The 22,190-nt window shown below is 63.1% G+C and carries 24 protein-coding genes and 1 tRNA gene; 16 read left to right on the plus strand and 9 right to left on the minus strand.

The window, feature by feature from the left end; translation table 11 throughout:
- Position 1 precedes the first annotated feature (1 nt).
- From EOA13_RS08795 to speB, 5 genes are read left to right on the plus strand one after another with little or no spacing between them, the layout of a single operon-like run.
- Complete coding sequence (locus tag EOA13_RS08795; protein ID WP_127291453.1) at positions 2-772, plus strand: ABC transporter ATP-binding protein; 771 nt, start codon at positions 2-4, stop codon at positions 770-772.
- Positions 769-1,524: an SDR family oxidoreductase gene (locus tag EOA13_RS08800; RefSeq protein WP_127291456.1), complete on the plus strand. Its 756-nt coding sequence runs from the start codon at positions 769-771 to the stop codon at positions 1,522-1,524. Before EOA13_RS08795 ends, EOA13_RS08800 begins: the two co-directional genes overlap by 4 nt.
- Complete coding sequence (locus EOA13_RS08805; RefSeq protein WP_127291459.1) at positions 1,518-2,225, plus strand: SDR family oxidoreductase; 708 nt, start codon at positions 1,518-1,520, stop codon at positions 2,223-2,225. The genes EOA13_RS08800 and EOA13_RS08805 overlap by 7 nt, the downstream gene beginning before the upstream one ends.
- A gap of 12 nt (positions 2,226-2,237) precedes the next feature.
- The gene (locus EOA13_RS08810; protein WP_127291462.1) at positions 2,238-3,008 is read left to right on the plus strand and encodes a creatininase; all 771 of its coding nucleotides are present in this window, start codon (positions 2,238-2,240) and stop codon (positions 3,006-3,008) included.
- Positions 3,009-3,020: 12 nt separating this feature from the next.
- Positions 3,021-3,986 (plus strand): agmatinase, encoded by a 966-nt coding sequence (gene speB / locus EOA13_RS08815; RefSeq protein WP_127291465.1) that lies wholly within the window; start codon positions 3,021-3,023, stop codon positions 3,984-3,986.
- Between the two features lie 38 nt (positions 3,987-4,024).
- On the opposite strand, the gene EOA13_RS08820 is transcribed toward speB, so the two are convergent.
- Genes EOA13_RS08820 through EOA13_RS08830 form a run of 3 tightly spaced genes read right to left on the minus strand, consistent with a single transcriptional unit; the run spans position 4,025 to position 5,973 of the window.
- Positions 4,025-4,792, minus strand: coding sequence for an alpha/beta hydrolase (locus EOA13_RS08820; RefSeq protein WP_164780029.1), 768 nt, complete (start codon positions 4,790-4,792; stop codon positions 4,025-4,027).
- A 20-nt stretch (positions 4,793-4,812) separates the two neighbouring features.
- The gene (locus tag EOA13_RS08825; RefSeq protein ID WP_127291471.1) at positions 4,813-5,373 is read right to left on the minus strand and encodes a DUF192 domain-containing protein; all 561 of its coding nucleotides are present in this window, start codon (positions 5,371-5,373) and stop codon (positions 4,813-4,815) included.
- Between the two features lie 24 nt (positions 5,374-5,397).
- Positions 5,398-5,973 carry a cold-shock protein gene (locus EOA13_RS08830; protein WP_348629753.1) on the minus strand — a complete coding sequence of 192 codons (576 nt, stop codon included), beginning with the start codon at positions 5,971-5,973 and terminating at the stop codon, positions 5,398-5,400.
- A gap of 238 nt (positions 5,974-6,211) precedes the next feature.
- Here EOA13_RS08830 and gloA point away from each other — a divergent pair, with 238 nt between their 5' ends.
- Positions 6,212-6,652: a lactoylglutathione lyase gene (gloA, locus tag EOA13_RS08835; protein WP_127291474.1), complete on the plus strand. Its 441-nt coding sequence runs from the start codon at positions 6,212-6,214 to the stop codon at positions 6,650-6,652.
- A gap of 113 nt (positions 6,653-6,765) precedes the next feature.
- Positions 6,766-7,059: a DUF2218 domain-containing protein gene (locus tag EOA13_RS08840; RefSeq protein ID WP_127291477.1), complete on the plus strand. Its 294-nt coding sequence runs from the start codon at positions 6,766-6,768 to the stop codon at positions 7,057-7,059.
- 8 nt (positions 7,060-7,067) lie between these two features.
- Here EOA13_RS08840 and EOA13_RS08845 read toward each other — a convergent pair whose 3' ends face one another.
- Both EOA13_RS08845 and ilvA read right to left on the minus strand, forming a co-directional pair.
- Positions 7,068-7,634 carry a DUF1697 domain-containing protein gene (locus tag EOA13_RS08845; RefSeq protein ID WP_127291479.1) on the minus strand — a complete coding sequence of 189 codons (567 nt, stop codon included), beginning with the start codon at positions 7,632-7,634 and terminating at the stop codon, positions 7,068-7,070.
- Entirely contained in the window at positions 7,631-8,887 is a 1,257-nt protein-coding gene (ilvA, locus tag EOA13_RS08850) for a threonine ammonia-lyase IlvA (RefSeq protein WP_127291482.1), read from the minus strand. The genes EOA13_RS08845 and ilvA overlap by 4 nt, the downstream gene beginning before the upstream one ends.
- Before the next feature lie 465 nt (positions 8,888-9,352).
- Between ilvA and EOA13_RS08855 the strand changes: the two genes are divergently transcribed.
- Positions 9,353-10,426, plus strand: coding sequence for an alpha/beta hydrolase (locus EOA13_RS08855; protein WP_013531324.1), 1,074 nt, complete (start codon positions 9,353-9,355; stop codon positions 10,424-10,426).
- Positions 10,427-10,569: 143 nt separating this feature from the next.
- Positions 10,570-11,733, plus strand: coding sequence for an alpha/beta hydrolase (locus EOA13_RS08860; RefSeq protein WP_127291485.1), 1,164 nt, complete (start codon positions 10,570-10,572; stop codon positions 11,731-11,733).
- A gap of 161 nt (positions 11,734-11,894) precedes the next feature.
- On the opposite strand, the gene ade is transcribed toward EOA13_RS08860, so the two are convergent.
- Positions 11,895-13,703 (minus strand): adenine deaminase, encoded by a 1,809-nt coding sequence (gene ade / locus EOA13_RS08865; RefSeq protein ID WP_127291488.1) that lies wholly within the window; start codon positions 13,701-13,703, stop codon positions 11,895-11,897.
- Positions 13,704-13,851: 148 nt separating this feature from the next.
- Here ade and EOA13_RS08870 point away from each other — a divergent pair, with 148 nt between their 5' ends.
- The 3 genes from EOA13_RS08870 (at position 13,852) to EOA13_RS08880 (ending at position 15,832) form a co-directional block, all read left to right on the plus strand.
- On the plus strand, positions 13,852-14,703 hold the full coding sequence (locus tag EOA13_RS08870) for an alpha/beta fold hydrolase (RefSeq protein ID WP_127291490.1): 852 nt from the start codon (positions 13,852-13,854) through the stop codon (positions 14,701-14,703).
- A 93-nt stretch (positions 14,704-14,796) separates the two neighbouring features.
- On the plus strand, positions 14,797-15,462 hold the full coding sequence (locus EOA13_RS08875) for an outer membrane protein (RefSeq protein ID WP_127291493.1): 666 nt from the start codon (positions 14,797-14,799) through the stop codon (positions 15,460-15,462).
- A gap of 284 nt (positions 15,463-15,746) precedes the next feature.
- Positions 15,747-15,832 (plus strand) — tRNA-Leu (locus tag EOA13_RS08880).
- 104 nt (positions 15,833-15,936) lie between these two features.
- Here the strand turns inward: EOA13_RS08880 and EOA13_RS08885 are convergent.
- From EOA13_RS08885 to EOA13_RS08895, 3 genes are read right to left on the minus strand one after another with little or no spacing between them, the layout of a single operon-like run.
- Entirely contained in the window at positions 15,937-17,385 is a 1,449-nt protein-coding gene (locus tag EOA13_RS08885; RefSeq protein WP_127291496.1) for an aromatic amino acid lyase, read from the minus strand.
- A 26-nt stretch (positions 17,386-17,411) separates the two neighbouring features.
- Positions 17,412-17,996, minus strand: a complete 585-nt coding sequence (locus EOA13_RS08890) for a GDYXXLXY domain-containing protein (protein WP_127291499.1) — start codon at positions 17,994-17,996, stop codon at positions 17,412-17,414.
- Entirely contained in the window at positions 17,993-19,108 is a 1,116-nt protein-coding gene (locus EOA13_RS08895; protein ID WP_127291502.1) for a DUF2157 domain-containing protein, read from the minus strand. The genes EOA13_RS08890 and EOA13_RS08895 overlap by 4 nt, the downstream gene beginning before the upstream one ends.
- A 236-nt stretch (positions 19,109-19,344) precedes the next feature.
- On the opposite strand from EOA13_RS08895, the gene EOA13_RS08900 reads away from it, so the two are divergent.
- The 4 genes from EOA13_RS08900 (at position 19,345) to EOA13_RS08915 (ending at position 22,013) form a co-directional block, all read left to right on the plus strand.
- Positions 19,345-19,485 (plus strand): DUF1127 domain-containing protein, encoded by a 141-nt coding sequence (locus EOA13_RS08900; RefSeq protein WP_013531315.1) that lies wholly within the window; start codon positions 19,345-19,347, stop codon positions 19,483-19,485.
- Between the two features lie 49 nt (positions 19,486-19,534).
- Complete coding sequence (locus EOA13_RS08905) at positions 19,535-19,675, plus strand: DUF1127 domain-containing protein (RefSeq protein WP_013531314.1); 141 nt, start codon at positions 19,535-19,537, stop codon at positions 19,673-19,675.
- Between the two features lie 555 nt (positions 19,676-20,230).
- Complete coding sequence (gene trmFO, locus EOA13_RS08910) at positions 20,231-21,649, plus strand: methylenetetrahydrofolate--tRNA-(uracil(54)-C(5))-methyltransferase (FADH(2)-oxidizing) TrmFO (protein ID WP_127291503.1); 1,419 nt, start codon at positions 20,231-20,233, stop codon at positions 21,647-21,649.
- A 73-nt stretch (positions 21,650-21,722) separates the two neighbouring features.
- Positions 21,723-22,013: a type II toxin-antitoxin system ParD family antitoxin gene (locus EOA13_RS08915; RefSeq protein ID WP_245490335.1), complete on the plus strand. Its 291-nt coding sequence runs from the start codon at positions 21,723-21,725 to the stop codon at positions 22,011-22,013.
- The last annotated feature ends 177 nt before the right edge of the window (positions 22,014-22,190 follow it).

Below are 22,190 nucleotides of genomic sequence, written 5' to 3' on the forward strand. Positions count from 1 at the left end.
CATGACCGGATATGTTCAATTCGTCGACACGGCCAAGTCCTTCGGCCCCGTCGATGTCGTGCGAAACACCAGCCTTGGCCTCGAGCGCAATTCGCTGGTCGTCTTTCTCGGCCCATCGGGCTGCGGCAAGACCACCTTGATGCGCATGGTCGGCGGCCTCGACGAGCCGAGTTCGGGCTCGATCCTGCTTGGCGGGGAAAAGGTCGTCAGGCCGGACCGTCGGCGCGGCATGGTGTTCCAGTCCTATTCGTCGTTTCCCTGGCTGACGGTCAAAAACAACATCGCTTTCGGCATGCGCTACAGGAAGGATCTCGGCGCAACCGAAAGGGCCGAGCGTATCAGCCACTATCTCAAGCTGTTCGGGCTCGCCGACTTTGCCGACTCCTATCCCAACCGTATCTCTGGAGGCATGCGCCAGCGGGTGGCCATAGCGCGCACGCTCGCGGCGGGTTCGGACGTGCTGTTGATGGACGAGCCCTTCGGCGCCCTCGACGCGTTGACGCGCGAGCGGCTTCAGGTCGAGCTGCGGCAGATCCAGATCCGCGAGGAAAAGACCATCATCTTCGTCACCCACGACGTCGAAGAGGCGGTGTTTCTCGCCGACCGGATCATCCTGTTCTCGCGCCGTCCAGCCTCGATCGTCGCCGATATCGACGTGACGGCAGAGCTTGGCCCGGACCGGCCGCTGGAGATCCGGGAAACCCAGAAATTCTTCGAGCTGCGCAACAAGGTCCTGCATCTGATCCGCAACGAAACCGGAGTGGTCGTATGAGCCTCTCCTTTTCCGGAAAGACGGTCGTGATCACCGGAGCGAGCCGAGGCATCGGGCTCGGCATCGCCAAGGGCTTCGCCCAGGCCGGCGCCAGCCTGCACCTCATTGCCAACGACGCGGCCGTGCATGAACGAGCCCGCGACTTGGGCGCCATCGGCATGGAGGCCGACATCGCCGACCGCGAGGCGGTCGGGGCGGCACTCGAACCGATCTCCCGGATCGACGTGCTCATCAACAATGCCGGCCTCGAGCTGATGACGCCGATCACCGACAGCAGCGACGAGGCCGAAGCCGCCTTCCGGCGCATCATCGAGATCAACATCATCGGGACGGCGGTGGTCACCGCGCGCGCCTTCCCGCGCATGCAGGCCGGCGCTTCGATCATCAACACCGCCTCGATCTGGGGCCGCGTCGCCGAAGCGCGGTTCGGCGCCTACGTCGCCTCCAAGCACGCCATCATCGGCCTGACGAAAACCTGGGCCAAGGAACTTGGATCAAAGGGCATCCGCGTCAATGCGGTCTGCCCCGGATGGGTCCGCACGGAAGCATCGATGCGCTCGCTTGGCCGGATGGCCGAGCAAGGTGCCGTCAGTGAAGCAGCACTGCTCGAAGACATCGTCGGCGCGCAAGCCCTGCCCGGCCTGATGGAGCCGGCCGACATGGCCGGCACCTATCTGTTCCTGGCGTCGAATCTCGCGGCCAACATCACCGGGCAGTCGCTCGGTGTCGACAGGGGAGAAGTGCCTTGGTAACTCCATTGCACGGAAAACGCGCGCTGGTCACCGGTGCGGCCAGCGGCATCGGCCGTGCGACCGCGCTTGCCTTGCGGGACGCCGGAGCTATGGTTCTCGGCTTCGATCTCAAGGCATCCGAAGGCGATATCCCGATCCTTGCCTGCGACCTTGCCAATGAGGCCGACATCATTGCCGCGGTCAGGCAAGGAGCGCAACGGATCGGCGGCTACGACATTCTGGTCAACAATGCCGGCATCCTCCAGGAAGCACCGCTTGAGGCGATTTCGCTCGACCATGTCGACCGCATGTTCGCCGTCAATGTGCGCGGCGCCATCATCGTGGCACGGGAAGTCCTGCCGCACCTTCCCGATGGCGGCCGCATCGTCAATATCGCCTCCGAGCTCGCCTATCTCGGCCGGGCGAGCGCCTCGGTCTATTGCGCGACCAAGGCGGCATTACTCGGCCTGACCCGATCCTGGGCGCGCGAGCTTGCCCCTCGCATCCTGGTCAACGCCGTGGCGCCGGGGCCGACAGACACGCCGCTTCTCGGTTTCGAGGCGCTGAACGAGAGCCAGCGCGCGCTGGAAACGACACACCCGTTGGGGCGGATCGGCCGGCCGGATGAAATCGCCTCCGCTGTGGTCTTCCTTGCCGGCCCCGGCGCCACCTTCTTCACTGGACAATGCCTGGGCGCCAATGGTGGCGCGGCGATGCTTTGAAATGAGGTGATCATGAAAGACCGGGTTTTCCTCGCTGAACTGCCATGGCCCGAAGCCGAGAAGCGGATCGCCGCCGGCGCGCCAATCTTCCTGCCGCTCGGCTCGACCGAGCAGCACGGCCACCACATGGCGATGAATGTCGATGTCGTGCTTCCCACCGCCATCGCCGAGACGGTGGCGAAGCAGGTTGGCGGCCTCGTCGCGCCGACCATTGCCTACGGCAACCGCTCGCAGCCAAGAACAGGCGGCGGCCCGGCCTTCCCCGGCACGATCAACATCACGGCGCATACGTTTTCGCTGCTGGTCAAGGATGTGATCTGCGACCTCTATCGCCAGAAGGTCCGGCGCATCGTTGTCCTCAACGGCCATTACGAGAACATCGGCCCGTCGATCGAAGGCATCGAACTGGCGCTCGATGCCATCGGCCGCGAGCGTGCGGCGGATCTGACGATCCTGCGCATCGATCATTGGGAAATGGTGCGCACAGAGACGCTGGCGAAAGTGTTCCCCGACGGTTATCCCGGCATCGAGCTGGAACATGCCAGCGTCATCGAGACCTCGATGATGCTGGCGCTGCGTCCCGAGCTCGTCGACCTCGGCAAGGCACTGCATGACGGCCCGGCGCAGTTCAGGCCATATGATCGCTATCCCAAGCCAGCCGAGGAAGTGCCGCCATCCGGCGTGCTGTCGCTGACCGAGGGCTCATCAGCCGAAAAGGGCCGGTGGCTGCTCGACGACTGCGAGACCCGCATTGCGGAAATCGTCAAACGTGAATTCTTCTGAGGTGCCGACACCATGAGCAGCAATTTCTTCCAGCCGATCGACGCTTCCGCCGTTCCTCGCTTCGCCGGACTTTCGACCTTCATGAGACTGCCGGCCGTGGCAAGCGCGGAAGGGCTCGACATCGCGCTCGTCGGCATTCCGTGGGACGGCGGCACCACCAATCGGGCCGGCGCACGGCACGGCCCGCGCGAGATCCGCAACCAGTCGAGCCTGATGCGGCGCGCCCATCACGTCTCGGGGACCGAGCCGTTCAGCATCGCCAACGTCGCCGATGTCGGCGACCTCTCGGTCAACCCGATCAACCTGCTGGACGGGCTGAAGCGCATCGAGGACGGCATCGCGGCGATCGTGGCAGTGGGCGCCATTCCGCTGGCAGCGGGCGGCGATCATCTGACGACGTTGCCGGTGCTGCGCGCCGTGGCCCGCAAGGCGCCCGTCGGCATGATCCATTTCGACGCGCATTCCGACACCAACGACCGTTATTTCGGTGACAATCCCTACACGCATGGCACGCCATTCCGCCGCGCCATCGAAGAGGGGCTGCTCGATCCCAAGCGCATCGTCCAGATCGGTATCCGCGGCTCGATATACGAACCCGGCGAACATGACTGGGCGGTCGCCCAAGGCATCCGCATCATTTACATGGAAGAGTTCGTCAGGCGGGGCGCGGCCAGCGTCATGGAAGAGGCGCGCGGCATCGTCGGAAACACGCCCATTTATGTGACTTTCGACATTGACTGCATCGACCCATCAATGGCCCCCGGGACCGGTACGCCCGAGTTAGGCGGCTTCACCACCCGCGAGGCGCAGGAAATGGTCCGCCTGCTCGACGGATTGACCATTGTCGGTGCCGACGTCGTCGAGGTGGCGCCGCCTTTCGACCTGGGCGGAATGACGGCGCTCGCAGGCGCGACGATGATGTTCGAGCTGCTGTGCGTGATGGCGAAGTCGGTTCAAGCAGCGAGAGCGCCGGACTGAGCACAAGCATCAAATCCGCCTGATGCATCGCCGTCCGCTCAGAGCGGATTCTCAGCATAGAATTCCAGCACGCGCTGCTTGAAGGTCTTGTCCCCGACGGCCAGCATATGATCCCGGCCCTCGATGTGAAAGGCGCTGGCGTTCGGCATCAACGCTGCAAGCTCATCGGGCGAGCCGCCAATGTCGTCGGTGGTTCCGACGGCGACAAGCGTCGGCTGGGCGATGCGCGCGATATCCTGCTCGCTCAGCAATTCCCGCGATTTGGCGATGCAAGCGGCTAAGGCACGACGATCGCTGCGGGTCTGGTCGGCGAAGGCGCGAAACGACCGGCCGCGCGGATGGGTAGTCGCGGCTGGATCTTCGGCAAGCAGGGCGGCGGCGATCGGATCCCAATCGCCGACACCGTCGACCATGCCGATGCCGAGACCGCCGAAGACCAGCGTCGCCACCTTGTCCGGATCGGACAGCGCCATGAACGCCGCGATGCGGGCGCCCATCGAATAACCCATGACATGGGCGCGCTCGATGCCGAGATGGCCGAGCAAGGCGGCGGCATCGGAAGCCATCTTGACCGGCGTGTAGTCGGCCTCCTCATAGCTCTTCGACGACGAGCCGTGGCCGCGATTGTCGAAGGCGATGGCGCGGTAACCGGCATCGTTCAGCGTCTTGAACCAGCCGGGCGATACCCAGTTGACATAATGGCTCGAGGCGAAGCCATGGATCATCAGCACCGGATCGCCCTCGCCCGATGCCGGCTGGCGGTCGAGGAAGGCAAGCTCGAAGCCGTCATGGGTGAAAGACTGCATCTGCGATCCCGCCTGTGTGCTCAACCGCCACCGCCATTCGGCACATCGCCATTGTCGGCTGGTGGCATGCCGGGGCCGGATACCGTGCCCACGGTCGGGTGGCGCAAAAGGTCGCCATACTCGATGCCGTTCCTGGCGGCAGTGCCGGCCTTGAGCTCGAGCACGAAGCGCACCGGCACGCCGGGCGAGATGACGGCGTCCGATTGCGGCTCGCCGTGCTTGACCGCCCGGACCTTGCCATCCTGGCCGACGAAAATCAGATCAAGCGGCATTGGCGTGTTGTGCATCCAGAAGCCAACCTGCTGCTGGACCTCGAAGACGAACAGCATGCCGTGGTTGTCCGCCATGTCCTGGCGGTACATCAAGCCGGCCTCGCGCTCCGCGGCGGTGTCGGCGACTTCGATGGAAAAAGAGCGATCACCGCCTTTCGTCACCACGACCAGTGGCGCCGGATCGGCCGGAAGGATCATCGCCCGGCTGTCCGCCGAGGTCGGCTTTTCGGAATAGAAGTAACCACCGGCGGCGGCGATGAAGGCAATCGCGCACATCGCGCCCGCGGTCAGCCAGTTCCTGTAAGCCATTCGAGGTCCTCGGCCGGAAACGCCCTAATGCGAGACCGGCAAGGTCCCCATATCGGGGTGAATTTCGGCGGCCATAAGGCCTTTGTCGCCGCGCCCGAAACGAACCAGCACGACCTGCCCAGGCCGAAGCTCGGTGATACCGTAACGGCGCAAGGTCTCCATATGGACGAAGATGTCCTCGGTGCCCTCGCCGCGGGTGAGAAAACCAAACCCCTTGGTGCGGTTGAACCATTTCACCAAGGCGCGTTCGAGACCGCTCTCCGGCGTCACCGCGACATGGGTGCGCTGCTCCTGCATCTCGGCCGGGTGGACCGCGGTGGTGAGGTCCATGGAGAGCACCCGGAAGGCCTGCAATCCGCGGTCGCCATGTTTGACAAGGCAGACCACGCGCGCGCCCTCCAGGGCCGTCTGAAAGCCGTCCTTTCGAAGACATGTCACATGGAGGAGGATGTCGCCCGAAATGCCGTCATCCGGGAGGATGAAACCATAGCCCTTGGCCACATCGAACCACTTGATGGCGCCGGCAATTTCTCGCAGGTCGGCGGCGTCGCCGCCTTCGTCACGCTGCGGGGCGTCGCCAAGGGGTCCGTCCCGCCCCATGAAAGAGGCCTTTTCCCCCATAAGAATGCCCCCTCTTTTCAAGAACACCGCAACTGATTCTTGCCAACAGATTAACACTGCGGCTTCCGGTCTGTGCAAGACCTGCCGTGCCTTTTTTCACGGTTCATTTGGGCAATACCGGATTTGTTCTTTGCCGGCATTGCGCACCGCCGCACGATTGCCCTTTGACAGGGCCGACCCTATGTTGCGCCGCAACGCAATTTATCAAGGAAATCACATGCGCTATCTGCACACCATGATCCGCGTCACCGACGTCGATGCCTCGCTCGACTTCTACTGCAACAAGCTCGGCCTCAAGGAAGTGCGCCGCTACGAAAACGAGCAGGGCCGCTTCACGCTGATCTTCCTCGCGGCCTCCGAAGACGAGCAAAGCGCCATCGCCGACAAGGCGCCGCTGGTCGAACTGACCTACAATTGGGACCCGGAAGACTACAAGGGCGGGCGCAATTTCGGTCATCTCGCCTATGAGGTCGACGACATTTACGCCACCTGCCAGCATCTGATGGACAATGGCGTCATCATCAACCGGCCACCGCGCGACGGCAACATGGCCTTCGTCAGATCGCCGGACGGCATCTCGATCGAGCTTCTGCAGAAAGGCCCGGCCAAGGCCAAGGCGGAGCCCTGGGCTTCGATGGCGAACACCGGAAGCTGGTAAGCAATCACGCTATCTTGAGCGGATAATGCTCGGCTGACATGCCTGGCACCGTTTGGTTTTTCCGGAACGGTGCCTATCTGTCCGGCTAAACAGGCGCTTGCCCAGGAGAGTTCATGCCGACCAGCCATGCCGACGTCACCACCGAACATGCCAGCCGCTACCTGCAGCAGCTGTGCAAGCACTGGGCGCACAAATTCCCGGTCGAGTTCGATCCCACCCATGGCACCATCGATCTCTCGATGGGCCCTATCGTCATGGATGCCGATGCGGCGACGCTGCATATCACGGTATCGACTGACGAAGCAGGATCGATCGAGCGCCTGGAAAGCGTTGTCGCCGATCATATCAAGCGCTTTGCTTTCCGCGAAGAACTGACCTTCGACTGGAAACCCGCTCCGGCAGCTTAGGCGACGACCTATTTACCCCCGGCCTGGGCGGCCATCTCCAGCAGCGCCTGCACGGAGCGCCAATTGCGCGCGGTGCCCGGCACTTTCAGCGTGCGCGGGATCAGCCCGGCAAACACCGATTTGCCCAGCCCGTCCGGTGCGTGCAAGTAGAGCACATCGCCCTTGATCTCGAAGCGTTCGGGGCCGGTACACTTTTCTGTCAGCCGCGCCACCTCGTCCGCTGTCGGCTCGCGCTCCAGCACATAGGCGTGCAGCTTCGTATGCTCCGCGGCAACTTCCGGGTAAGGGTTTTCGTTCACCAGCCGCTCGAACCAGGAGAGATCGCGCACCATGATGCGCGAATGGAACCCCCATTTCTTCTCGAAGGCTGCTTCGAGCTGTTTCGCCAGCACCGCCGCGTCGCCCTTCTTCGCCCGGAACACGGCATTGCCGCTCTGCACGTAGGTGGCGGCGTCGGAAAAGCCGAGCCCCTCGAAGAACGACCGCAGCTCCGCCATCTTGACGATGCGCTTGCCGCCGACATTGATGCCGGAAAACAGCGCGACGAAGATTTTTCCTGCCTCCTTGCCGCTCATATGATGAACCCGGCCAGTGTCTCGTTGTCGGTGATGTCCTGATACTGGACGCCCTCGGCCTCGAACTTCGCCTTGAGCAGATCGAAATTGCGGCGGTCCCTGGTTTCGATGCCGATCAGCACCGAACCGAAATTGCGCGCCGATTTCTTCAGATATTCGAAACGGGCGATGTCGTCGTCGGGGCCGAGCAATTCGAGGAAGTCGCGCAGCGCGCCCGGCCGCTGCGGAAAGCGGATTATGAAGTATTTCTTCAGGCCCTCGAAGCGCAACGCCCGTTCCTTGACGTCCGGCAGCCGCTCGAAATCGAAATTGCCGCCCGAAACCACGGCGACGATGGTCTTGCCCCTGATCTCCTTCCTGGAGAAATCCTTGAGCGCATCGATCGCCAGCGCGCCGGCCGGCTCCAGCACGACGCCTTCGACGTTGAGCATTTCGATCATGGTGGCGCAGAGCCGGTTTTCCGGGATCAGCCGCACTGTGTCGGCCGGAAAATCCTTGAGATGACGCAACGGCTCGCGGCCGATCTCGGCCACCGCGGCGCCATCGACGAAATTGTCGACCTTGGCGAGTTTGAGCCGTTTTCCCGCCGCGAGGCTCTCGCGCAGGCTCGGCGCGCCGGCCGGTTCGCAGAAGACGAAGCGTGCTTGCCTGCCCTGATCGGCGAAATAGTGGGTGACGCCCGCGGCAAGTCCGCCACCGCCGACCGGCAGCATGACGATATCGGGCATGCGGGCGCCCGGCATCTGGTCTGCGATCTCGTAGGCGACGGTTGCCTGGCCCTCGATGATGTCCTTGTGATCGAAGGGCGGCACCATATGGGCGCCGGAACTGTCGGTGAATTCCAGGGCCGCGCGATAGCAGTCGTCGAAGAAATCGCCGACCAGCCTGATCTCGATGAAATCGCCGCCGAACAGCTTGGTCTTGTCGATCTTCTGCTGCGGCGTCGTCACCGGCATGAACACGACGCCTCGCCTGCCGAAATGGCGGCAGACGAAAGCAAAGCCCTGCGCGTGGTTGCCGGCGGACGCGCAGACGAACAGTTCGGCCTCGTTGCCGGCCGCCAGTGTCTTGCGGAAGAAATTGAAGGCGCCGCGGATCTTGTAGGAGCGGACCGGCGACAGATCCTCGCGCTTCAACAGCACCCGCGCACCGGTCTTTTTCGACAGATAATCGTTTTCCTGCAGCGGCGTTTCAGGGAAGATCTGGCGGATCGCGGCGGCAGCGGCAGCAACACGGGAAGAGAAACTGTTCATCGGAAACCACCCTTGGGAAAGCCGCCTTGCGTTGCACGCTGTCCGCGGACCTCTATCGTTGATCGGGTCGCGCACGTCGGTTGTTGAGCGCCTGGACAAGGTGCGGCGCGAGCCCGCGTATTGCATATCCGGCTACGCGGCGCCATCGTCCATCGTGTGCGTCCTTCCGGGCGGAAATTTTGCGGAATACTTTCAGCTACTTGCGGGTGCATTCTAATGCCCCCTGGCACCGGGCGGCTTGAAATCGCTATCTCTGCGGGAATTGGAAGGCCGGCGGCGACGCCGCTCATTGCGCGGATCACGCAGGCGTTTTCCGCCATTTTGGCTTTCGCGCAACACTGCGATGCCCGCAGCGGGGCGCCGATCACATTTCGACTGTACATGACTTAGTTCTGCCGCACTCTGCCTGTCCGGGAGGTATCGTGAGGATAGACAGGCCTTTCGGCCGGAGTTGGAAATTCAGGCGTGCCTTTGAAGAAGATTTTTACCGTTGTCCTGGCCTTGTTCGTCGCCGGCTGCGCCGGCCAGCAAACACAGGAATTGTTGGGCAGCGCCATGGTGTCCGCGCCGGTGACGGAGATTGCCGGCAACCACTCGATCTTCATCGCCACGACGCGCAAGAAATCCGACGATCCCAACAAGGTTTTCGACGGCGAACGCTCGGCGACGCTGAACTATGCCCGCGTCAACGTCACCGTTCCGGGGCTTCACAAGACCGGCCAGATCGAGCGCCGCTCGCGCGGCAAGTCGGACGACCCGGCCAAATATTTCATGGCTTCCGAGGTCGTCGGCTACGACACGCAGCCGAAATTCTCCAGCGCGCTCAACGCCGACATCGCGGCGCGTGGCGGCCGCGTCATGGTCTTCGTGCATGGCTACAACACCGGCTTCGACGCCGCCGTCTATCGCCTCACCCAGATCGTCCATGATTCCGGCTATCCCGGCACACCAGTGCTGTTTTCCTGGGCATCGGGCGCCAGGACCACCGACTACGTTTATGACAAGGAAAGCGCCAGCGCCGCCCGCGACCAGTTGGAGGTGACGCTCAGGATGCTGGAGCAGTCCGGCGCGCGGCGCATCGACATCGTCGCGCATTCGCTCGGAACCTGGGTCACCATGGAAACGCTGCGGCAGATGGCCATCACCGGCGACCGCGATCTCGGCGGCAAGCTCGGCGACGTGGTGCTGGCCTCGCCCGACATCGATGTCGACGTGTTCAAGAGCCAGATGCGGCGCTATGGCAAGCCCGACAAGCCGTTCATCCTGCTGTTGTCGGACGACGACCGCGCGCTGCGGCTCTCCGGCCTGATCGCCGGATCCCGGCCGCGCGTCGGCGACTACAAGGATGCCGCCGATCTCGCCTCCTATGGCGTGACGGTCGTCGACCTGTCCAAGGTCAAGGGATCGGACAGCTTCAACCATACGAAGTTCGCCGACAATCCGACGCTGGTGAAGATGATCGGCCAGCGGCTGCGCGAGGATGACGGCTTTGCCAGCGACCGTGACGTGACAGACCGCATCAGCCTGCTTGGACAATAGATGCGGTCCCGCGGTTTTCGCCGTGCCTGTTCACCACTGCGGATGTATCGATTCACTTTGAACTGGACCGCGCCGGTCTCCGGCCTTATCGGAATAGCCAGCGACGTCATGCGTTTGACGTCCCCCTTTGCGGGAGCCGGCGTATGACCATGCGTTCGAAGAGTTATCTCGTCGTTGCATTGACGCTCGCTGTCACTGGCTGCGCCGGCGGGAAAACGCACGACCTGCTCAACAAGACGACGGTCACGGTGCCCGCTTCCGACATCGCGGCCACGCATGAGATCTTCGTCGCCACGACACGCCAGAGGGCAACAAACGACCCGCGACAGGTGTTCGACGGCGATCGCTCGCTGACCACCAGCTTTGCCCGTGTCGACGTCACCGTCCCGAAAAACCATCAGGTCGGCGCCATCGAGCGGGCCAAGGGATCCGCGAACAGCAATCCGGCCAAGGATTTCACCGCCAAGGACGTCACCTTCTATGAAGGCGCGCCGCAATTCGCCAAGGCGGTCGGCGCCGACATCGCCATGCGCGGCGACCGTGCGCTGGTTTTCGTGCACGGCTTCAACAACGGCTTCGATGACGGCATCTACCGGCTGACGCAGATCGCGCACGACACGAAATACCCCGGCACGCCGGTGCTGTTCTCGTGGGCTTCGAGCGGCAAGACCACGGGTTACATCTACGACAAGGAAAGCGCCAACGCAGCGCGCGACGACCTCGAGGCGACGCTCAGGATGCTGGCCAAGACCAAGGTCAAGAGCATCGACATCATCGCCCATTCGATGGGGACCTGGGTGACCATGGAGGCTCTGCGCCAGCTTGCCATCACCGGCGATCGCGATCTCGACGACAAACTCGGCTACGTCATCCTGGCCTCGCCCGACATCGATGTCGACGTCTTCAAGAAGCAGATGATCCGCTACGGCAAACCCGACAAGCCATTCGCCATCCTGCTCTCGGCGGATGACCGGGCTCTCAAGCTGTCCTCCCTGATCTCGGGCGATAAGCCGCGCGTCGGCGATTACGGCGATGCGGCCGACCTCGCCAGCTATGGCGTGTCGGTGGTCGACCTTTCCCAGGCCAAGGGCGGTGACCGCCTCAACCACGCCAAATTCGCCGACAACCCGATGCTGGTGCAACTGCTGGGCGACCGGCTGCGGGCGCCTGCCGGCCTTGCCTCGGACGAGCCCGTCCCGACTCAGCTCAATAATCTCGGCCAGGGCCTCGGAAAGGCCGTCGGCTCGGTCGCCGAGATCGTCATCACCACGCCGTTCAAGGTGCTGACCATCGCCACCGGCGGGTGAACCGGCGGGCGACATTGGCCCTAGGATTGTTGAGATTCGGGTCAGGCCGAGCCGAAAGTGGTGGTTTTCGAGAACCGGAGCGGAGCGTACTTAAGTACGTGAGCACCGGAAGCGCAGAAAATCGCTACTTGCAGGCCGGCATGGCCTGAATATCAACAATCCTAGACGAACAGATCGACCTTCTGGAATGTCGTCACGTCGATCAGGCCGACATCGGAAATCCTGAGTTCGGGAATGACGACCAGCGCCAGCAGCGAGTGCTGCATGTAGGCGTTGTTCAGCGAACAGCCCATCTTGCGCATCGCCTCGGTGAGCTTCTCTGCCTTGGCCGCGACGATCTCGGCCCGCTCGTCCGACATCAGCCCGGCGATCGGCATTTCGACCAGCGCCAGTTCCTTGCCCTTGGAGAACAGCACGACGCCGCCGCCGACCGCACCCAGGCGATTGACGGCCAACGCCATGTCCTGCTTGTTGGTGCCGACGCAGATGATGTGATGGGCGTCATGCGCGACGCTGGACGCCATGGCGCAGTCGCCCATATAGCCGAAGCCGGAAACGAAGGCGTTGGTGACGCCGCCCGTGCCCCGGTGGCGCTCGACCAGCGCTATCTGGCAGATGTCGTTGCGGCGGTCCATGGCGACCAGCCCGTTCTCGACCGCCAGATCGGCCTCCAGCGCGCGCGTCGGCGCCTGGTTCTCGATGACGCCAATAACACGCACCCGCACCTCGTTGGCGCCTTTGGGAGCAACGATATCGAAGTCGCCGCCCTTCAGCTTCTTGCCGAGCTTGACGGTGTTCTTCGCCGTCCGGGGGTAATCATAGGCCGGGATGTCGACTTCTAGCTTGCCACCCTTGGCCAGCCTGACGCCGCGTGCATAGACCTCGTCGATGGTCATTGCGGCGAGATCCGAGACGATCAGCAGGTCGGCCAGCCGGCCCGGCGCGATCGAGCCGATCTCGCGCTCCAGTTTGAAATGCTGGGCGGTGTTGAGCGTCGCCATCTGGATCGCCGTCACCGGCTTCAACCCCTGTTGGATGGCGTGGCGCACCACGCGGTCCATATGGCCTTCCTGGACCAGCGTGCCGGAATGGCTGTCGTCGGTGCACAGGATGAAGTTGCGCGGGTCGATGCCGCTCTCCGTCACCGCCTTGATCTGCGAGGCGACGTCGTACCAGGCCGAGCCCAGCCGCAGCATCGCCTTCATGCCCTGGCGCACGCGGGCGATGGCGTCCTCGGCGCGCGTGCCCTCATGATCGTCCTCGGGACCGCCGGCGACATAGCCATGGAACGGCAGGCCGAGATCGCGCGAGGCATAGTGGCCGCCGACCGTCTTGCCTGCCTTGACCGTCGCCGCGATCTCGCCCGACATCACCGGATCGTTGGCGGCGACGCCGGGGAAATTCATCACTTCGCCAAGACCGATGATGTTTTCCCAGCTCATTGCCTCCGCGACATCGGCGACCGTCAACTCGGCGCCTGCATGTTCCAGCCCGGGCGCCGAGGGCACGCAGGACGGCATCTGCACATGCACGTTGATGGGCATGGCAACGGCCTCGTCATGCATCAGCCGCACGCCGGGCAGGCCAAGCACATTGGCGATCTCGTGCGGGTCGATGAACATAGAGGTAGTGCCGTGCGGAATAACGGCCCGGCAGAACTCGGTCACCGTCACCATGCCGCTCTCGACATGCATATGCGCGTCGCAGAGGCCGGGCACCAGATAGCGCCCGCCGGCGTCGACCACCTTGGTGCCCTGGCCGATGGCATGGCTGGCATTGGGCCCGCAATAAGCGAAGCGCCCGCCGGCAATGGCGATGTCGGTGCCGGCGATGATCTCGCCCGAATGGACGTTCACCCAGCGGCCGTTGCGCACGACCAGGTCAGCGGGCTTCCGCCCCATGGCGACATCGACCAGATGTGTCGCCATCTCGGTCCACGGTCTGGGTTTTGTGGGCGTTGCTTTCGTCATTGGCGATTCCTCGGTTGCGGCCAGTCTCGCAAATGTCGGCGGGCGCCGCCAGAGCCGTCGGTCCGACACGCCGCGCAGGCCGGGCTTGTTGACTAATCCGGCTGGAAGGCGATGCTGACCGCGGACCGAACCATATGAGGGAAAAAACATGACCCGTTTTTGGAAAGCGTTCGCCATCGTCATCTTGTTCGCAGCGTCGACCACTTTTGCCGCCGCCGAGGAACGTTGGCAGACCTTGCCGGAACCAGCGGCCATGCCCAAACCCGATCAGAGCGGATATGCGCCGGTGAACGGCATCCAGATGTACTACGCCGTTTTCGGCGCGGGCGACCCGGTGCTCCTCATTCACGGCGGCCTCGGCCACGCCGACATCTGGGCCAGTCAGGTGGCCACGCTTTCCAAGACGCACAAGGTGATCGTCGCCGACAGCCGTGGCCACGGCCGCTCCACCCGCACCGAGCAGCCCTATGGCTATGACTTGATGGCGTCGGACTATCTGGCGCTGCTCGATCACCTGAAGATCGACAAGACCGCGCTCGTCGGCTGGAGCGATGGCGGAATTATCGGTATCGACATCGCACTGCATCATCCGGAGCGGCTGACAAGGCTCTTTGCGCAAGCCGCCAACGTAACCACCGACGGCGTCGATCCGGGCGTGATGACCAACAAGACCTTTGCCGCCTACATCGACCGCTCCGGCCGCGACTACAAGAAGATGTCGAAAACACCGGACCAGTATGACGCCTTCGTGGCGCAGATGAGCCATATGTGGGAGACCGAGCCGGCGTGGACCAAGGAGCAGCTCGCTGAGATAACCACGCCGACGGCGATCGTTGCCGGCGACCATGATGAAGCGATCAAGCGCGAACACACCGAATATATCGCCTCCGCCATCCCGGGCGCGAAGCTGATTATCCTGCCCAACGCCAGTCATTTCGCCATGCTGCAAGCGCCGGATGAATATAACCAGGCTGTGCTGGACTTCATCGACGCCAAATAGAGGATTCTGTGCGGCGACAGGGGGATTGCGATTGCGGCGAATGCGGTTATCCTTCTGGCGAGGATCTTTCTGAATCGTCATTTGGGGAGTTCGATGCGTCGACTGATAGTCGCAAGTGCCGGTTTTCTTGCCGTTCTGGCCGTGCCGGCTTTTGCAGCCGACCCAACGGTCGACGTGCCGATGACCGCGCCCGGCTTCGACTGGACGGGCTACTACGCTGGTCTGCAGGCCGGCTATGGCTGGGGCCAATCCGATATATCGGTGACAGAAGGCGCGCCGTTTTCCATCGCGCCCGACATTGACGGCGGTTTTGTCGGCGGCCATGTCGCAGGCCTGTGGCAGTTCAACCAGGCGGTGCTCGGCGCCGAGGCGGACCTCAACTATTCCTCGGTCGGCGGCACGACGGTATCGGCGCTGGGAAGCACATTCGGCACCGACATCAAGTGGTTCGGGTCGGTCAACGCCAAGGCCGGCTACGCCATGGATCGCCTGCTGGTCTACGGCATTGGCGGCATCGCCTTTGCCGGCATCGAAACATCGCAAGTGGCGGGTCCGGCGTTCGCCAGCACGCGCACGAATGTCGGCTGGACCGTGGGTGCCGGCGTCGACTACGCGTTGACCGACAAGTTCGTCGTCGGCGCACAGTATCGCTACTATGATTTCGGCTCCGAGCACTACGACGTGGCGGAACCCTTCAACGATCGCGATCAGAACGTGAAGCTCAACACGGTAGGCATCAATTTGAGCTACAAGTTCTGAGCAGGGCCACAATCGCGACGCTGCCGGACCAGGCAACCACTCAAAGGGCTCTTTCATGGAAGGGCGGCCGACGCTCCCAGTGGGCGGGGGGAATGGGTTGGGCCTGAGAGGCGCCGGCCTTGGCAGATCAAATCCACCATACAGGCATCCTACCACTACCCGCCGCGCCGATAATTCCGTGATCGCGCCAGTATCATCAAGCCGCCCCGTCTGTTTGCACGTTCGGCGAACGCTCAACAACACGACTTGACGGCCTGTGTCAGGCGTCTGAAAAGGGCTGGCCTGCGGACGTGGCGGAATTGGTAGACGCAAGGGACTTAAAATCCCTCGATCTCTGATCGTACGGGTTCGATTCCCGTCGTCCGCACCAGCCTTCGCTCTTCGAGCTTCGGGTGGCGGGCCGCCGAAGCTCGGCAGGTTCGAACTTCATCCGTTCAGGCGCACCAAGTCACCAGCTACGGCTTGTCGACATCTCTACGCCTCGAACACTTTCTCAGTGAACCATTCCGCCAGCCTGGCAAGCTCCGGCCCCAGCACGCGATCGGCGCCGACAGGCGGCACGATAGCTCTGACTTGATCGACGAAGGACCGTAGTGCCGGCGGCGGCGTGCGTTCGGTGATGTGCAGCGCCTGCGAGGCGATCATCGCCAGCATCGCCATGGCCGCGTCGACGCAGCGGCCGGCGGTCGCTTCCTTGGTCCATGCGAAGAATGCCGTCGTGGCGACGTCGTCCTGCCCCGCGCCGGCCGATTCCGTGCCCGGAATGAAGGTGCGTTGCGCCGCCAGCTTGGCCTGTTCGAGATAGCCGGTGATTGCCATCGGCACGTAGCCGACATTGCCATGGCCGTCGCTGTCGGCCGAGTGTCGTCCGGTCATCAGAAGATCGGGCAGCAGCGACACCTTGCCGTTCAGGAGTTTTGAGGCGTGGCGGTCGCAAAGCAGGCAGATGTCGGCCCATATCGCCGCCAGATCATCCAGCGCCGGCGTCGCCATGGCGTTGTGATAGCCGCCGGTCGAGATGCAGCGGCCGAGCGGATGTGCATCGTCGGGCGGGATGTAGACCGGATTGTCCGATATAGAGGCCAGCGACACATTGGCTGCCCGCCCGGCCGACGACAGCGCACGATGCGCCTGACCGAGGACGCGCGGCACGATGCGGTAGCTGACCGGCGCCTGATAATTGCGTCGCCCATCGCCGGCGCCAACCAGAAATTCCCGCAAACCCTGCAGGGCCGCGGCCTCATGCTCATCGCCCCAGAGCGTGTCGAGGGCGGCGTCATAGTGTTCGAGCGGGGCACGAAACGCCTCGATCGACAGCGCGAACACTTTTTGCGCCATGCGGATCCGGCGGCGCGCCGCGAGCGCCGCGTCCGCTACGAGGGCTGCAGCGCAGGGCGAGCCGTTGATCAGCGAGCCGCGTTCCTTGACCTCGAGATCGAAGCGCGTCGAAAGCTCGGCAAACAGCGGATAGAGCGCCAGGATTTCGCCGGCGCCGCCCTGGCCCGAGGCCGGCACTGTTGGCATCGGCCCACCATTGAGCATTGCGGCCACGGCAAGCGCGATGCGTGGCGAGGTGGCGGCGTTCCCCTCGATGAAGTTCGTCAGGCGGGCAAGCACGATTGCCCTGACCACGCGATCCGGCAAGGGATCGCCGAACGAGGTGGCAGCCGCGAACGCCTTGATGCGCGCGTGGCGGTCCCGCTCGTCGAGTTCGAGCTTTCGGCTCGCCAGCTCTCCCATGGCCGTAGTGACGCCATAGATGATCGGTGGCGGATCGGATTCAATCAGCTTCAAGAACGAGGCACGGCATTCGGCAATACGCTGCAGGGCCCTCTCGCCGATCTCCACCGTGTCCTTCTTCCAGGCGACGCGAAAAACAGTGTCGAGGTTGATGTCCTCACGCTTCGACAGGCTAACTGGCATGCTTCACACCACTGGAAATAAGGGACTTAGTAGAGTGGTTCCTCGAACAGCGTCTTGTCGCCGTCCACCAGCGCCTTGATCTGCGCGGTGCCGTCGCCGGCGAGCGCAAGACGGATGCCGAACGGCCGCACCCGCATGTCGTTCTGGATCGCCATCCCCTCGCCTTCCGGCAGATAGAAGCGCTCGATGCCATAGTCCGGCGCGATGGTCGCCTCTTTGCTGCGAAGGTCCCAGCCCTCGGCGACGTGGCCTGATATATCGGCCTCGTCGGCGGTTGCCGTCGTTGGCGCCTTGCCGAACCAGGCGGTCGCCGGCTGCCAATAGCCGTCGGCGCCCTTCTTCAGGCGCACGACAATCGACGTATCGTCGCTTGAAAATTTGTCGGGCGGGATGTTGGCGATCATTTTCACCGGTATGCGCGAAATCTCGTAGCCCAGGATAATATAATCGCCGCGCAGGAGGTCGCGCGGATCGACGGGCTCGATCTTCAGAAGCACCTCTTTGCCGTTGCGCAGGATCGCCGCGCGGCCGGCGATGATCCAGCTCAGGAAGCCGATTTGAACGAGCGCCAGCACCAGTGCCGAGATGACAAGCCTTTTCCCGGTGATCATGCCGTGGCTCCTTTGGCATCTGGACCTTTCATACGCTTTTCCACGCGGATGATGACGATCGCAAGGATGCCGAGCAGCACTGCGGCGGCCAGGAAGAAGCCGGCCGTATCGAGCATCGATTGCAAGGTCACCACATAGATGATGGCGAGTTCGAAGGCGAAGCCGGCATAGGCAAGCCAGCGCAGCCCACGGCTCTCCGGTCCTGCCAGCACGATCGCGGCGACAATGCCGGCCAGCGCGATCACCGAAGCGAGGGCAAAACCGCTGTTGTAGGTGCTCTCGTCGGCGAGTTCGAACTGGATCATTGCGAGGCCGGTGAGGAAGCCGAGCAGTGCGTGCAAGGGCAAGCGGCCGCCGAGCTGCACGACCCGGTCGACCGGATCCGGCGCGAAGACCGAGGCCGCGAACAGCAGCGCCGAGACGACGACCAGCGGGATAGCCACCTGCAGCGTGTCGTGGTCGGTGACGAGCACAAGATAGAACAGAACCGACAGGATGATCAGGTGGCGCGCCGCCTGGCTGCGGGTCCAGAACGAGACGGCAAACAGCACGATCGCCATGATCACGAAGGCATGCGGAAATTCGCTGCGGCTGTAGTAGTCGAAGCCTTTGAGGAACAGCCAGGCATCGGCGATGCCGACCGAAGCGACCGTCAGCGGATTCGAACGCAGCGCAACCGCCGCCAGCGCCGTGCCGGCGCCCCAGGTCACCAGAGCCGAGGCCTCGTCGCCCGAGAGATGATACATCTGGCCGATCAGCGCGATCGAGCCGCCGAAAGCCGCAGCCGCCACGATCCAGAGCGCTTCCCCGATCGCCGCATGGTCGCGGGCCTTCAGCACCGCGCCGCCGACATAGCCGCCAAGGATGACGGCAAACAGTGCCGCCACGCGCGCCAGCCGCGGGATCGCGTCCCAATTAGCGGCGACGAAAATCAGGATGGCGGCGCCGAACAGCAAGGCAGCCATCATCGCCAGGATCGAGCCGAAGCTGAGCGACTTGCGCGCGTTGGCTTCGACATCGCGCGAAAGCGAATCGGCAATGGCGGCGTCGATCAGCCCGGCCTGTAGCCAGCGCGCGATATCCGCCCTGACCCGCGACGAATAGCTCGCCATGCTGCATCTTCCCCAGTTCGGTCTTTTTTTCAGCCGATCCGGTCAACCCGCTGACGCAGCGGCATTTTCCGATTCGGGTTTCTTTGTGTCAGGTCCGTGAACGCTCGTTAATGCTGCATTGCACAATTTGCATTGCTGCCATGCAGCCATAGCGCTTTTAAATCGATATGGGTCCGCCTATTTATAGTTCGTACACAAACGGAATGATCCGCAAGAAAGACGAAACGAGAACTACCATGAACCTGATCCGCAACTACCGCAACTGGCGCCGCTACAGGGACACCGTGTCCGAGCTGAGCCGCCTGAGCAACCGTGAACTGACCGACCTCGGCATCAGCCGCAGCGACATTCCTTACGTCGCTCGCAAGGCGGTCTAATTCTTCGGACCGCGAATGGTCCGAACCAGTTTTGAAAAAGAGAACGACGATGAACCTGATCCGCAACTATCGTAACTGGCGCGTTTACCGCGAGACGGTTACCGAGCTGGGTCGCCTTTCCAACCGCCAGCTGCATGATCTCGGTATCGTCCGCGACGAAATCAAGATCATTGCCCGCCAGGCGATCTAGACAGAATTTCGCCAGGGTCGACCTCCTCCCCGACCTTGACGGATACGGTCACCCCTTACCTCCTCCCAAGGGTTGACCACAAAAACGGCGCCCGCCGCACCTCCTCCCGCGGCGGGCGCTGTTTCCCCGGGGCAAATCAAATTTGCCCCAAAGGGTTTCGCCCCTTTCAAAATTAGCGAAAGAGATTTCGTCAAAGCCGACCTCCTCCCCGGCAATGACGAATAGGTCCGACCTTCACCTCCTCCCGAAGGTTGGCCACCAAAACGGCGCCCGCCGCACCTCCTCCCGCGGCGGGCGCTGTTTCCCGGCCCCAGAAGGGTTTCGCCCCTTTCAAAATTAGCGAAAGAGTTTTCGTCAAAGCCGACCTCCTCCCCGGCGATGACGAATATGGTCGGCCTTCACCTCCTCCCGAGGGTCGACCCCAAAAACGACACCCGCCGGACCTCCTCCCCCGGCGGGTGTTGTTGTTTTCAGGGGCGCTCCGATCAGCAGCTGTTTGCTCCGCACCGCGCACGGCAATTGCAATCGCCGCACCAAGCGATTATTCCGGCGTTCATGAGCAAAAACCCAATCCACATCATCGGCGGCGGCCTCGCCGGTTCCGAAGCCGCATGGCAGGCAGCCGAGGCCGGCGTGCCCGTCATCCTGCATGAAATGCGGCCCGTTCGCGGCACCGATGCGCACAAGACCGATAGCCTGGCCGAGCTGGTCTGTTCGAACTCCTTCCGCTCCGACGACGCCGACAACAATGCCGTCGGCCTGTTGCATGCCGAGATGCGGCTGGCCGGCTCGCTGATCATGAGCGCCGGCGACGCCAACCAGGTGCCTGCTGGCGGCGCGCTTGCCGTCGACCGCGACGGATTTGCCGACGCGGTGACGAAAAGGCTTGAAGCGCACCCGCTGATATCAATCCAGCGCGAGGAAGTGCCGGGCCTGCCGCCGGCGGATTGGGACCAGGCGATCGTTGCCACGGGTCCGTTGACCGCCCCCGGGCTTGCCCAGTCGATCGCGGAAGCGACCGGCGCCGATGCGCTCGCCTTCTTCGACGCCATCGCGCCAATCGTCCATTTCGACACGATCGACATGGATACCTGCTGGTTCCAGTCGCGCTACGACAAGGTCGGGCCCGGCGGCACCGGTAAGGACTACATCAACTGCCCGATGGACAAGGACCAGTACCTTGCCTTCGTTCAGGCGCTGGTCGACGGCCAGAAAACCGAATTCAAGCAATGGGAAGGCACGCCCTATTTCGACGGCTGCCTGCCGATTGAGATCATGGCCGAACGCGGCGTCGAGACGCTCCGTTACGGCCCGATGAAGCCGATGGGGCTGACCAATGCACACAATCCGACGGTGAAGGCCTATGCCGTCGTCCAGCTGCGGCAGGACAATGCGCTGGGCACGCTCTATAACATGGTCGGCTTCCAGACCAAGCTGAAGCATGCCGAGCAGGTGCGCGTGTTCCGCACCATACCGGGTCTCGAAAACGCCGATTTCGCCCGCCTCGGCGGCCTGCACCGCAACACCTACATCAACTCGCCGACCTTGCTCGACGCTTCGCTGCAGTTGAAGTCGCGCCCTGGCCTGCGTTTCGCCGGCCAGATCACCGGCTGCGAAGGCTATGTCGAAAGTGCCGCGATCGGCCTGCTCGCCGGCCGTTTCGCCGCCGCGGAAAGGCTCGGCCATGCGCCGTCGCTGCCGCCGCTGACCACGGCCTTCGGCGCGCTGCTCAACCACATCACAGGCGGCCACATCGTTTCGGATGACGAGCCGGGAAAGCGCTCTTTCCAGCCGATGAACGTCAATTTCGGCCTGTTCCCGCCTGTGGAGGCGCCGAAGACCGAAGGCAAACGCATGCGCGGCAAGGACAAGACTGTCGCCAAGCGGCATGCCATCACATCGCGCGCACGTGCCGATTGTAGGCAATGGCTGGGACTGCCGGTGCAAACGGAAACGGCCGAAGCTGCAGAGTAGCCAGCTTCCTCTCTGATTGGACCTTAGGCGTCAAGTAGGATACTATCCCACTTCTTGCCTAAGAGAGACAGCCATGGAATCCGCCGAGAAACTATCGGTCACCGTCACTTCAGCCATGGCGCGCATGATCCGCGAAAAGGTCGAAGATGGCTCCTTCGGATCGGCCAGCGAGGTCATCCGTGCAGCCCTTCGCGCCTTCCAGCGCGAAGAGGAAGAGCATGCCGAGCGCATTGCGTCGATCAGAACCCGGGTGAAGGCGTCGATCGAGAATACAAGGCCGGGCCATTCGGGAGAAGAGGTTCGCACTCACCTCCGGGGACTCTTCGCCCAGTATTCGAGCCGTGCTGATGATTCGGCGGCTTGAGGTCGAGTATCGTGAAGATGCCAGAAATGATCTGGCCAACATTTTCAGACATATAGTCGAGGCCAGCGGAAGTCCTGACGTCGCGCTGAAGTTCGTTCTGCGCATCGCATCTCCTCCCGGCGGGCCTGTTGTCTTCGGCAACAGTTTGGCGCCGGGACGTCTTAACATGATTGACGT

It is taken from the genome of Mesorhizobium sp. M7A.F.Ca.US.011.01.1.1, assembly GCF_003998295.1.
Classification (GTDB): domain Bacteria; phylum Pseudomonadota; class Alphaproteobacteria; order Rhizobiales; family Rhizobiaceae; genus Mesorhizobium.